At 66.9% G+C, this 11,520-nt stretch carries 13 protein-coding genes; 6 read left to right on the top strand and 7 right to left on the bottom strand.

The genetic code is table 11. The annotated features are described in order from the left end of the window. The first annotated feature begins 34 nt into the window (after nt 1–34). The gene (gene phoU / locus CA951_RS15585; protein WP_087557682.1) at nt 35–733 is read left to right on the top strand and encodes a phosphate signaling complex protein PhoU; all 699 of its coding nucleotides are present in this window, start codon (nt 35–37) and stop codon (nt 731–733) included. Nucleotides 734–874: 141 nt separating this feature from the next. Here phoU and pstB read toward each other — a convergent pair whose 3' ends face one another. The 6 genes from pstB to CA951_RS15615 all read right to left on the bottom strand — a co-directional run bounded on the left by pstB (nt 875) and on the right by CA951_RS15615 (nt 6,779). Further along, nucleotides 875–1,651 (bottom strand): phosphate ABC transporter ATP-binding protein PstB, encoded by a 777-nt coding sequence (gene pstB / locus CA951_RS15590; RefSeq protein ID WP_015888703.1) that lies wholly within the window; start codon nt 1,649–1,651, stop codon nt 875–877. 43 nt (nt 1,652–1,694) lie between these two features. Next, the gene (pstA, locus tag CA951_RS15595; protein ID WP_087557683.1) at nt 1,695–2,603 is read right to left on the bottom strand and encodes a phosphate ABC transporter permease PstA; all 909 of its coding nucleotides are present in this window, start codon (nt 2,601–2,603) and stop codon (nt 1,695–1,697) included. 2 nt (nt 2,604–2,605) lie between these two features. Next, a complete protein-coding gene (pstC, locus tag CA951_RS15600) occupies nt 2,606–3,679 on the bottom strand; it encodes a phosphate ABC transporter permease subunit PstC (RefSeq protein WP_087557684.1) in 1,074 nt (357 codons plus the stop codon). Between the two features lie 68 nt (nt 3,680–3,747). Continuing rightward, on the bottom strand, nt 3,748–4,866 hold the full coding sequence (pstS, locus tag CA951_RS15605) for a phosphate ABC transporter substrate-binding protein PstS (RefSeq protein WP_087557685.1): 1,119 nt from the start codon (nt 4,864–4,866) through the stop codon (nt 3,748–3,750). Between the two features lie 240 nt (nt 4,867–5,106). Continuing rightward, nucleotides 5,107–6,024 carry a mycothiol synthase gene (gene mshD, locus CA951_RS15610; RefSeq protein ID WP_087557686.1) on the bottom strand — a complete coding sequence of 306 codons (918 nt, stop codon included), beginning with the start codon at nt 6,022–6,024 and terminating at the stop codon, nt 5,107–5,109. Next, entirely contained in the window at nt 6,021–6,779 is a 759-nt protein-coding gene (locus CA951_RS15615) for a response regulator transcription factor (RefSeq protein ID WP_072943049.1), read from the bottom strand. Before CA951_RS15615 ends, mshD begins: the two co-directional genes overlap by 4 nt. A gap of 195 nt (nt 6,780–6,974) precedes the next feature. Between CA951_RS15615 and CA951_RS15620 the strand changes: the two genes are divergently transcribed. From CA951_RS15620 to CA951_RS15640, 5 genes are all read left to right on the top strand, one after another. After that, the gene (locus CA951_RS15620; RefSeq protein WP_087557687.1) at nt 6,975–7,754 is read left to right on the top strand and encodes an LmeA family phospholipid-binding protein; all 780 of its coding nucleotides are present in this window, start codon (nt 6,975–6,977) and stop codon (nt 7,752–7,754) included. Further along, nucleotides 7,751–8,218, top strand: a complete 468-nt coding sequence (locus tag CA951_RS15625) for a thioredoxin family protein (RefSeq protein WP_087557688.1) — start codon at nt 7,751–7,753, stop codon at nt 8,216–8,218. Before CA951_RS15620 ends, CA951_RS15625 begins: the two co-directional genes overlap by 4 nt. 235 nt (nt 8,219–8,453) lie before the next feature. Further along, complete coding sequence (locus CA951_RS15630) at nt 8,454–8,906, top strand: DUF4395 domain-containing protein (protein ID WP_087557689.1); 453 nt, start codon at nt 8,454–8,456, stop codon at nt 8,904–8,906. Nucleotides 8,907–8,973: 67 nt separating this feature from the next. After that, nucleotides 8,974–9,810, top strand: coding sequence for a sulfurtransferase (locus tag CA951_RS15635; protein ID WP_087557690.1), 837 nt, complete (start codon nt 8,974–8,976; stop codon nt 9,808–9,810). 3 nt (nt 9,811–9,813) lie between these two features. Beyond that, nucleotides 9,814–10,119, top strand: a complete 306-nt coding sequence (locus tag CA951_RS15640; protein WP_072943045.1) for a DUF1416 domain-containing protein — start codon at nt 9,814–9,816, stop codon at nt 10,117–10,119. A 128-nt stretch (nt 10,120–10,247) separates the two neighbouring features. Here the strand turns inward: CA951_RS15640 and CA951_RS15645 are convergent, their stop codons facing one another. After that, nucleotides 10,248–11,519: a cutinase family protein gene (locus CA951_RS15645; protein WP_087557691.1), complete on the bottom strand. Its 1,272-nt coding sequence runs from the start codon at nt 11,517–11,519 to the stop codon at nt 10,248–10,250. Nucleotide 11,520 lies beyond the last annotated feature (1 nt).

Below are 11,520 nucleotides of genomic sequence, written 5' to 3' on the forward strand. Positions count from 1 at the left end.
ACTTGGTTTCCCGTGCACCGTAGGCTGTGACCTCATGCGCGTGGCTTACAACGAACAAATGACCGAGCTTGCCGACCTGCTCGGTGAGATGGCGGGGCTTGCGGGGGTCGCCATGGAGCGAGCCACCCAGTCGCTGCTCCAGGCAGATCTCTCGCTCGCCGAGCAGGTCATCGGCGAGCACGACAAGATCACCGAGCTCAGCACCATCTGCGAGGAGCGGGCCTTCGCCCTCCTCGCCCTGCAGGCACCGGTCGCCGGCGACCTCCGCTCCGTCGTCAGCGGAATCCAGATCGTCGCCGACATCGACCGGATGGGTGCCCTGGCGCTCCACGTCGCCAAGATCGCGCGCCGCCGACATCCCAACCACGTGCTCCCCGAAGAGGTCAACGGCTACTTCGCCGAGATGGGGCGCATCGCGGTCTCCATCGGCGCCGCAGCCCGCGAGGTTCTCGAGACGCGCGACCCCGAGCGTGCCGCGCGCCTGCGCGAAGAGGACGAGGCGATGGACGACCTCCACCGGCACCTGTTCACCGTGCTCATGGACCGCGAGTGGAAGCACGGCGTGGCCGCCGCCGTCGACGTCACCCTGCTCGGCCGCTTCTACGAGCGTTTCGCCGACCACGCCGTCGAGGTGGGCCGCCGGGTGATCTTCCTGGTCACGGGCAAGCTGCCCGACGAGACCGAGACCGCCGTGAAAGACGCCGACAACCTCACGTCCTACCCGGAACAGTAAACTTCCCCAACACTTTTCGCGCGAACGGGACGCTCGTACGGTCAGACCGTACGAGCGTCCCGTTCGTTCACCGGGAGTTGTCCATACCAATGAGAACGCCCCGGCCGAAGATCAGGCCGGGGCGTTCTCGTGTGGTGTGGGTTATCCGAAGCGGCCCGAGATGTAGTCCTCGGTGGCCTTCTGCGTCGGGTTGGAGAAGATCTTCTCCGTGTCGTCGATCTCGACGAGACGTCCCGGCTTACCGGTGGCCTCGAGGTTGAAGAACGCGGTCTGGTCACTCACCCGCGCCGCCTGCTGCATGTTGTGGGTGACGATCACGATGGTGAAGTCCTTCTTCAACTCCGTGATGAGGTCCTCGATCGCGAGCGTCGAGATGGGATCGAGCGCAGAGCAGGGCTCGTCCATCAGCAGGACGTCGGGCGAGACGGCGATGGCCCGGGCGATGCACAGACGCTGCTGCTGACCGCCGGAGAGTCCGCCACCCGGCTTGTCGAGACGGTCCTTGACCTCGTTCCACAGGTTCGCGCCGCGCAGCGACCGCTCCGCCACCTCGTCGAGACGCTTCTTGCTGCGCTCGCCCTGCAGCTTGAGGCCGGCCACCACGTTGTCCTTGATGGACATCGTGGGGAACGGGTTGGGACGCTGGAACACCATGCCGATCGTCTTGCGGACGCCGACCGGGTCGATGCCGGAACCGTAGATGTCCTCACCGTCGAGGAGGATCGAACCCTCCACGCGCGCACCGGGAGTCACCTCGTGCATGCGGTTCAGCGAACGCAGCACGGTCGACTTGCCGCAACCGGACGGACCGATGAACGCGGTCACGTTCCGCGGGGGGACCGACAGCCCGACATCGGCGACGGCGTGGAACTTGCCGTAGTAGATGTTGACGTCCTTGAGATCCAGACGCTTGGCCATTACCGGCTCCCTACTGATTGATGTTCGAAATCGAGTGTATGTGTCACTTGCTGCGGACCTGTGAGAAGTGGCCGACGACCTTGGCCGCGATGTTGAGGACCGCGATGAGGAGGATCAGCGTCAGCGCCGCACCCCAGATGCGGTTGGTACCGGCATCGGTCGGGTTGTTCATCTCGGCGACCATGACGCCGGGGAGGGTGCCCATCTCGCCACCGAACAGGTTGAAGTTGATGAACGGTGCGTACCCCACCAGGATCAGCAGCGGAGCGGTCTCACCCATCACACGGGCCAGCGCCAGCATGATGCCGGTGATGATGCCCGGCAGCGCGGTGGGCAGCACGATCTTGGCGATCGTCTTCCACTTCGGAACACCCAGCGCGTACGACGCCTCGCGCAGGTCCTGCGGCACGATGCGGAGCATCTCCTCGGTGCTGCGGACGACGACGGGCACCATCAGCAGGACCAGGGCGAGCGCCACCGCGAACCCGGACTTCGGGAAACCGAACGTCGCGATCCACAGAGCGTAGATGAACAGGGCGGCCACGATCGACGGGACACCGCTGAGGATGTCGACCATGAACGTGGTCAACTTCGCCAGCCGCGACTTCCGGTCGGCGTACTCGACGAGGTAGATCGCGACGAACAGTCCGAGCGGAATGGACAGCACCGCGCAGACGAGTCCCTGCAGGATCGTGCCGATCAGCGCGTGGTAGATACCGCCGCCCTCGGCCGACGACGTGAGTCCGCTGAGCGAGTGGGTGAACCAGGTGGCCGACGTCAGGGCGGGAATACCCTTGACGACGGCGGTGACCAGGACCCACACCAGCGGGACCAGGGCGACGAGCACTGCCAGCGTCACGAGAACGGTGGCGGTGATATCGGTGATGCGCCGCCGGGTACCGACACCCCGGAAGGTGGGCGCCTTGACCGGCTTGTCGAGTGTCGCGGTCATGGTCAGTCCTTCTTTCCTGCGATCACGGCGCGGGCCGCGGCGTTCACGACGAACGTGAGTACGAAGAGCACCAGACCTGCGGCGATGTACGCGCCGGCCTGGATGTTGTTGTTGAACTCCGCGTAGCCGAGGGCGATCTTGGACGCGATGGTGGCGCCGCCGTCGAACAGCGACCATCCGAAGGGCTGCGACGTGGTGCGCAGGATCAGGTACAGCGCCATGGTCTCACCGAGCGCGCGACCGAGGCCGAGCATCGATCCGCTGATGTAGCCGGACTTGCCGAAGGGAATGATCGTGGTACGCACCACTTCCCACCGGGTGGCGCCCAGGGCGAGCGCCGCCTCGATGTGAGACGTCGGTGTCTGGACGAACACTTCGCGGGTCACGGCGGTGATGACGGGGAGGATCATGACGGCGAGGACGATGCCGGCCGTGAAGATGGTGCCGCCGCCGGTGATCGAACCGCTGCCCGTCGCGAACAGCGGGAACCAGCCCAGAGTCTCGTTGAGCCACATCGCAAGCGGCCTGATCGCCGGTGCGAACACCAGCAGACCCCACAGGCCGTAGACGATCGACGGCACCGCGGCCAGCAGGTCGATGACGTAGGCCAGCGGACGCTTGAGCCAGGTCGGCGAGTATTCGGTGAGGAAGATCGCGATACCCAGGGCAACCGGCATCGCGAGCACGAGCGCGAACAGCGACACCAGGACCGTCACCTGGAAGAGGTCGAGCACACCGAACGCCATGGCGTTGATGTTCTGGGTGACCCATTCGCGGCTGGTGAGGAAGTTGACCTGGTTCCGGCTCAGCGCGGGAACGGCACGCCAGACGAGGAAGATGCCGATCGCGGCGATGAGGATGGAGATGAAGATCGCCGACGTGGTCGCGAGGGACTTGAAGATCCGGTCTCCCGGCCTCGCGACGGCTTTGCCGCGAGGTGTACCGGTCGGGGTCGGGGTTTCGGCCTTGGTGGAACTCAACTCGGCCTCCGGAGTGCCGTTCGGACCGCCCACCCCGGCCCCGCCTGTAGCGGAGCCGGAGGCGCGAGGTGCTGATTCGGTGTGCGCTTCACTCATCTGCGCTCCCAATCTTTCATCGTCAGAATATCGAGTCATGGGCGGGTCCGAACGACTTACCGTGTGAATCAGCCGATTGCGGCGACCGACGCGTTCAGCTTCTCCTTCATGGAGTCGGGCAGCGGCACGTAGCCCTGTGTGGCCAGGTTGTCCTGGCCCTCGTTGGCGGCGCTGGTCAGGAACGACTTGACCGCCGCGGAGGTGTCGGCGTCGTAGCCCTTCGAGCACACGATCTCGTAGGTGGCGAGCACCAGCGGGTACGCGCCGGCTTCCTTGGTGCCGAAGATCGAGGCGAGGTCGAGGGTCAGATCGCCCTCGCCCGCACCCTTGAACTGCGCACCCTCGATCGCCTTCGCCGCGGACTCGTCGGACAGGGCGACCGGGCCCGATCCGGTGTCGATCTGCGCTGCCGACAGCTTGTTCTGGTCTGCGTACGACTTCTCGACGTAGGTGATCGAGCCGGGGGCGGAGGCCACTGCCTGCGCGACGCCGGCCGAACCCTTGGCGCCCTCACCGATGCCACCGGTGAAGTCGGAGCCGGCACCGGTGGTCCAGGCGCCGTTGGAGGCGGCCGTGAGGTACTGCTGGAAGTTGTCGGTGGTTCCCGAGGAGTCCGAGCGGATGATCGCGGTGATGTCCTGGTCCGGCAGGGTGGCGCCCGGGTTGAGGGCGGCGATGGCCGGGTCGTTCCACTTCTTGATGGTGCCGTTGAAGATCTTGGCGGTCACTTCACCGTTCAGCACCAGGTCCTGGACGCCGTCGAGGTTGTAGGCCACGGCGACGGGTCCGAAGACGAGGGGAAGGTTCCACGCCTCGCCACCGACGCAGCGAGCCTTGGCCTGCTCCGCCTGCTCGGCCTTGATCGCCGAGTCGGAACCGGCGAAGTCGATCTGGCCGGCGATGAACTGGGTGCGTCCGTCACCGGAACCGCTGGGGTTGTACGCCAGGTTGACGGTCTTGCCCTTCTCCTGGCACACGGAGATGTAGGTGGAGACGAACTGGTCCATGGCGTTCTTCTGCGCCGAGGAACCGGCGGAGGAGAGGTTGGCCTTGCCCTCGCACGTCGCGTTCGAGGCAGCGGCGTCGACGCCGCTCGACGCGGTGTTGTTGTCGCTGCCACACGCGGCCAAGGTCATGGCACCCAGGGCCACTGCACCGAGCAGGGCGCCACTGCGCTTGAGATTCACCTAGTCCTCCGGAAATACCGTCTCGCCCTCGATCGGGCGGCGACATGAGGCGCGGACCGGGAGGATCCTGCACCAGGCAGCACGGCGCTGCCCACGGAGAAACCTAGGGGTAGCTAATGTCCAGTTGGACCACGATCGGTGAACGGAAAGTGAACAGACCGCGCATTTGCCCATATTTCCGAGACGAACGACGGGTGCCGAAGTAGAGGAGCGCCCCAGGCTCGCGCGTACGCGACAGCCTCAGGCTCGCGCGTACGCGACGTCGGTGTGGAACCGCTCGAACCCGAGCCGCTCGTAGGTGTGCAACGCCGACGCGTTGTCGCCCTCGACGTAGAGCAGCACCGCACCGAGCCCGCGGTCACGCAGGTAGTGCAGTCCGGCGAGTGTGAGCAACCGGCCGAGACCACGCCCCTGGGCGTCGGGCCCGATGGCCACCACGTAGACCTCACCGATGGCCGGCTCGTCGCCCTGCTGCGGGTGCACCTTGGTCCAGTGGAATCCGAGCAGCCGCTTCTCGTCGGACGTGGCGAACGCCATGAACAGTCCTGCCGGATCGAACCAGGCCTCCGCGCGACGTTCGGCCATTTCCCGTTCGGTCCACGACCCCTGCTCGGGATGCCAGGCGAAGGCGGCGGCATTGACCCGCAGCACCTCCGGGTCGTCCTCGACCCCCCGGTACACGCGAAGCGAAATATCCTCCGGCACAACGATTTCCGGAAGATCCGCGCCGTCGAGCGGACGCCGGAGCTGCAGAAGTTCGCGTGCACCGCTCAACCCGAGGCGGTGCGCCACCGCCTGCGCGGCAGGCAGGTTGCCGTGCGCCCACACCCGGGTGTCCGGGCCACCCTCGGACAGGACCTCGGTAACCAGCCGGCTACCGACCCCCCGGCCGCGTGCCTCGGGATCGACCGCGAGTTCGGCCATCGCCGGGTGTTCACCGTGACCCGGCTGCAACTGCGCGTACCCGACGATCCGATCGGCGTCGGTCTCCACGAGATGACGGACACCGTCGCCGCCGGCGCCGGACACGGCGTGCACGCCCTGTTCCGACACGGGCGCGGTTCCGTCCGCTGCGGTCGCGCGGTCGAGCAGTGCGGACACGTCCGCGGCCTGCTTGCCGTCGAGTCGATCGGTCCAGGACTGCACCGAAGCGCTCACTGGATCACAGGTCCTTCCGCGGATTCGAAATCTGCATCTTCGGCGTCGAGATCGTCGACCGGCGGCACTGGCGCACCCGACTTGCTGCGGGTGGGACGCACGGCCTTGTACCCGACGTTGCGGACTGTACCGATCAAGGATTCGTACTCGCTGCCCAGCTTGGCGCGCAGACGACGCACGTGGACGTCGACCGTGCGGGTACCACCGAAGAAGTCGTATCCCCACACCTCCTGCAGCAACTGCGCGCGCGTGAAGACGCGACCCGCGTGCTGCGCCAGGTACTTGAGGAGTTCGAACTCCTTGTAGGTGAGGTCGAGGGGTCGGCCACGCAGCCGGGCCGTGTACGTGCCCTCGTCGATGACCAGTTCGCCGAGCGTGATCTTGCCCGACGCCTCCGGGCTGGCGACGCCGCCGGCGCGTCCGACAAGCAGGCGGAGGCGGGCGTCCACCTCGGCCGGTCCGGTGCCCGGGAGCAGGATGTCGTCGAGGCCCCAGTCGGAATTGACCGCCACCAGGCCACCCTCGGTGAGCACCGCCACCACGGGAACCGCGGAACCCGTGCTGCCCAGCAGCCGGCAGAGGCCGCGGGCCGCCGCGAGATCGGTGCGCGCATCCACCAGGGCGATGTCGGCGGAGCTCGCTTCCAGGAGAGAGGACACCTCCGTCGGGGCAGGCCGCACCGAATGCGCCAGCAGGGCGAGGGCAGGCAGCACTGCCTCGGGGTTCGGGTCGGAGGTAAGAAGCAGTAGCTCCACACAGCCTCCCATCTCGTCGCCGTCGTACCCGGCCGGCCGACGGATCGTTCGTCCGCCGGTCCAGGTAGATCGACACTGAAGGTATCGACACTTTTGTCGGTGACAGAGTAGCGCGCCGCCGTCAAGGTCCGTCGCACCGAACCCCGGCAACCGGCGCGGAGGTTGCACCGGCACCGTGTCCGTCACAATGGGGCCGTGCGGAAACTCATCATCGGAATCGTCTTCCTCGTGGCACTCGGTCTCGTCGTCGACTTCGGCTCGGCGGCCTACGCGGAGTACCGGGTGTCGCGGGAACTGCGGGCGGGCGCGTCCCTCACCGCGGATCCCGAGGTGACGGTGCACGGCTTCCCGTTCCTCACCCAGGCGTGGGACGGAAAGTACGAGAACATCGAGATCCGCGCGCAGGGAGTACAGAGCGACGTGGTCGGTGAGGTGACGATCGAGTCCACCCTCCTGGGCGTGTCCGCGCCGCTGTCCGACCTCGTCAACGGCTCCGTGAAGAGCCTTCCGGTCGACCACCTCTCCGGCCGCATGCTCATCGACGCCACCGACCTCGGCCGCTTCCTCGACATCCCCGACCTGCAGGTTTCTGCCCCGCCGGCCAGCAAGTCGGACGGGACCGGCGGCTCCGGCGGCTCCGGCATGACGACCGCGGGCGGCGTCGTCCTCACCGGCACCGTGCCCGTCGGCCCGCTCGAAACCGCCGTCAGCGTGCAGGCCGACCTCGTCCTCGACGGCGGTCAGGTGAAGATCGTCGCCAGCGACTTCTACTTCGGGCCCGAGGGCCACGCCGACTTCACCATCCCCGAGCCCCTCGCCCCCGCGATCCTCGGCCTCTTCACCCGGACGATCGACCCCCAGGAACTGCCGTTCGGTGTCCAGCCGACGGAGGTGTACGCGGAGGGCTCGCAGATCGTCATCGAGGGCGTCGGCGACAACGTCACGATCGACCTGAACGAACTGCAGAGCCGATGACCGGAATCACACTGTTAGTGATCGCACTGTTCGCGGCCCTCGCGTTCGGGCTCGTCTGGCAGCGCCGTCAAGGGAAGGTCCGGACCACCGGTGAGACGACCGCGGTCGTGACCGACGAGCGACGCACGCTCCTCGAGGCGGCGGGCGTGGGTCCGGGGCTCCCCCGACAGGCCACCGTTCTCCACTTCTCGGCCGACTGGTGCGGGCCGTGCGCAGCGGTGCGGAGGGTCGTCGGACACGTCGTCGCGGACCTCGCCGGCGAGCCGGAACCTCCGGTCGAGGTGGAAGTCGACATCGACGAGTATCCCGCTCTCGCCAAGGAACTCGGCGTTCTGTCGTTGCCGACGACGTTCATTCTCGACGCCGACCTGCAGCAACGCTTCCGGGTGTCCGGGGTGCCCGCGGCGGCCGACCTGAGGGCGGCGCTCGAACCCCTCGCCCGGCCCCCGGCTTCAAATTCCTGAAGAACCGGGTAAACTCGTCGTCGTGCAATCCAGCCACGAGCTCATGCTCACCCGACGCCGCACGGTAGACCTGTGCCGCCTCGGGGCTTGTTGCTGTACCTGTTGCTGATCACCAGGGCTGTCGCTTTCTGCTGACACCGCGGACTCCGCGCACGTGATCGAACCCGATGACGACGTCGTCCGTCGTTGCTCGGCGCCAGGCAAGCATTCAGGACTCACCGCAGGAGCACTTCTCATGTCCACAACACTCGAGGTCGAGCAGGTCGACGTTCGTGGCCCCCGGTTCGCCGCCTGGGTCACCACCGCAGTCCTCGTCGCCGTCCTCGTCGTGTCGACGTTCTCGCTGGTCGCAGCAGGAATTCTGCTGGCACTGCAGGCGGTCGTCTTCGCGGCGGGCGCAGCCACCGGGCCGCGGCGCAGCCCGTACGGCCGGATCTTCGGCACCCTCGTCGCGCCGCGACTCGCTCCGGTGAGCGAACGCGAACCCGCCGCACCGCTGCGGTTCGCGCAGCTCGTCGGATTCGTCTTCGCCGCCGTCGGTACCGTCGGCTTCCTCGCCGGCTCCGGCCTCGTCGGCGCCGTGGCCACCGCATTCGCCCTGTTCGCGGCGTTCCTCAACGCCGCATTCGGGTTCTGCCTCGGCTGCCAGATCTACCCACTCGTCGCACGCCTGAGGCCCGCGGCCTGAAAGTTTCACACGCAGAACCACCGCACGATCCACCCGACACAAGTAAGAACACATCGAAAGGAACACCATGGCTCGCTCCGATGTCCTAGTCTCCGCCGACTGGGCTGAGCAGAACCTCAATGCCCCCAAGACCGTTTTCGTCGAGGTGGATGAGGACACCAGCGCATACGACGGCGGCCACATCGAAGGCGCCATCCGCCTCGACTGGCGGAAGGACCTGCAGGACGGGGTCCGTCGTGACTTCCTGAACCAGCAGCAGTTCTCCGACCTCCTGTCGGCCAAGGGTGTCGCCAACGACGACACCATCGTTCTCTACGGTGGCAACAACAACTGGTTCGCGGCATACGCGTACTGGTACTTCAAGCTGTACGGCCACCAGGACGTCAAGCTGATCGACGGCGGCCGCAAGAAGTGGGAGCTCGACGGACGCCCCCTCTCCAAGGAGACCGTGTCCCGCCCGGCCACCCAGTACAAGGCCGACGCACCCGACCTGACGATCCGCGCGTTCCGCGACGAGGTCATCGACGCCATCGGCAACAAGAACCTCGTCGACGTGCGTTCGCCCGACGAGTTCTCCGGCAAGATCCTCGCCCCCGCGCACCTGCCGCAGGAGCAGGCGCAGCAGCGTGGACACGTCCCCACGGCCATCAACATCCCGTGGAGCACCACCGCAAACGAGGACGGCACCTTCAAGTCGGACGACGACCTGGAGAAGCTGTACTCGGAGAAGGGCTACGACGAGTCGAAGCCCACCATCGCGTACTGCCGTATCGGCGAGCGCTCCAGCCACACCTGGTTCGTGCTCAAGGAAATCCTCGGCAAGTCCGATGTCAAGAACTACGACGGCAGCTGGGTCGAATACGGCTCACTCGTCGGCGCACCCATCGAGTTGGAGGTTCACTGAGCCATGTGTGGAGCACCTGTACAGACCCAGACCCTGCCCGCGGGCGTCGACGTCGAGAAGGAAACGGTCATCACCGGCCGCGTTCTCGCCGCTGACGGCCAGCCGATCGGTGGAGCGTTCGTGCGTCTCCTCGACGGCGGCGGAGAGTTCACCGCCGAGGTCGTCGCCTCGGGCACCGGAGACTTCCGCTTCTTCGCCGCTCCCGGCGACTGGACCGTGCGTGCACTGTCCAGCTCCGGCAACGGCACCGCCACGGTGAGCCCGACCAGCGCAGGCGTGCACAACGTCGACGTCACGGTCGGCGAGTAAGACCCGGCACCAACGCAGAAGGCCCCGCTCCGGCATTCGGAGCGGGGCCTTCCTGCGTGTGCGGCTCCGCCACCCGTGCGCCTTTTTGGTTGCCCCAGCTACCAGAAAGGCGCACGAGCGCGGAGCGCCTACTGCTTCTGCGCGAGCGCGGTGATCCAGTCGACGATCTTCTCGCTCTCCCAGTACCAGGGGTCGTTCGGGTTGTTGTTCCAATAGAACAGGTGCTGGATGAAGCCCAGGAAGATGTACGGCTTGATCACGAGCTCGAAGATGTCCCGGTTGTCCTCGACGAACCCGGGACCCTCTGCCGCGAGCTTCGCCTTCACGACCTCGGAACCGGGGCCCATCGCCCAGTTCAGCGCCTCGACCATCTGCTGCTGGGACACCTGCGTGTTCCGGTCCGGCCCGTCGGGGTCGTAGGTCCGGTCGGCCACCTTGCGCAGGACGTCGAGGAAGGACTCGTCGGAGGCGAACCAGTCGTCGTGGGTGACGATGTGCACGATCGACCGCGCCGCCATGCTCGTCACCGCGTTCGCGAAGTCGGAGACGGTCTGGCCGGGGTTCAGCAGGGTGAAGTGCAGCTGTCCCAGCACCCCGAGGGCCAGCTCGAGGACGGCGATCTCCTGCGGCGCGTCGCACGCGATGTCGTAGGGGCGGCACGCGTAGGTGATCTTGCCTTCGAGGGCGCCGTAGTCGGCCGGCTCGGAAGACATGAATCCGCCTCCGGGAGGGCCCGGTTCGCCCAATGACGGGGTGCCCGCCGGACGGTACGGGTCACCGATCAACGCGACACCGGCGATGTCGTCGGCGGTAACCAGAGCATTGCTGTCGCGGTGGCCGAGTTCGCGCGCCACCCGTTCGACGACCTCCGCGCCGACGCTGTATCCGAGAAGCACGTACTTCGTGTCCTCGCCGCACTTCGCCTTGTTCTCGTCGAGGATCCTGTTCGTCGACGCCACACCGGCGGCCATCGAATCCTGGTATGTCGGAACGGGTTGCAGCAAACCGAGACCGTACGTGGACGGGTAGGGAACGTACATCCACCCCACCGTCCCGGGCTCGTCCTTGTTCGCCTCGCCGGTCGGCACCGTCACGTTGCCCACCCAGTTCGACCACAGCTGGCGGTTCTCGTCTGCCAGAGGGTTGCGGTCGGCCGTCGAGTCGGTGGCGCCGGACACCGCGACGATCATCACGTCGGGGCAGTCGGCGGCGTAGTTGTTCGGATCGACGCGGTCGGTGTCGTCGCTCCCCGAACCGGCGCTTCCCGAGCCTGCGCTGCCGGAGTCCGGGGCCGCGACGGCCAGACCGGGAGCGCCGAACGCGGACACGGTGAGCAGCAGCACCGTCGCGGTGATCGCGGCTCGCGCCAGGCCGGGGAGGGCAGGGCTGGATCGAAGCATG

Source organism: Rhodococcus sp. NCIMB 12038, assembly GCF_002165735.1.
Classification (GTDB): Bacteria; Actinomycetota; Actinomycetes; order Mycobacteriales; family Mycobacteriaceae; genus Rhodococcus_F.

What these genes read in the sequence shown, in the direction of transcription:
- phoU (WP_087557682.1), top strand. Translation starts at nt 35, where the DNA reads ATGCGCGTGGCTTACAACGAACAAATGACCGAGCTTGCCGACCTGCTC.
- pstB (WP_015888703.1), bottom strand. Translation starts at nt 1,651, where the DNA reads ATGGCCAAGCGTCTGGATCTCAAGGACGTCAACATCTACTACGGCAAG.
- pstA (WP_087557683.1), bottom strand. Translation starts at nt 2,603, where the DNA reads ATGACCGCGACACTCGACAAGCCGGTCAAGGCGCCCACCTTCCGGGGT.
- pstC (WP_087557684.1), bottom strand. Translation starts at nt 3,679, where the DNA reads ATGAGTGAAGCGCACACCGAATCAGCACCTCGCGCCTCCGGCTCCGCT.
- CA951_RS15625 (WP_087557688.1), top strand. Translation starts at nt 7,751, where the DNA reads ATGACCGGAATCACACTGTTAGTGATCGCACTGTTCGCGGCCCTCGCG.
- CA951_RS15630 (WP_087557689.1), top strand. Translation starts at nt 8,454, where the DNA reads ATGTCCACAACACTCGAGGTCGAGCAGGTCGACGTTCGTGGCCCCCGG.
- CA951_RS15635 (WP_087557690.1), top strand. Translation starts at nt 8,974, where the DNA reads ATGGCTCGCTCCGATGTCCTAGTCTCCGCCGACTGGGCTGAGCAGAAC.
- CA951_RS15640 (WP_072943045.1), top strand. Translation starts at nt 9,814, where the DNA reads ATGTGTGGAGCACCTGTACAGACCCAGACCCTGCCCGCGGGCGTCGAC.
- CA951_RS15645 (WP_087557691.1), bottom strand. Translation starts at nt 11,519, where the DNA reads ATGCTTCGATCCAGCCCTGCCCTCCCCGGCCTGGCGCGAGCCGCGATC.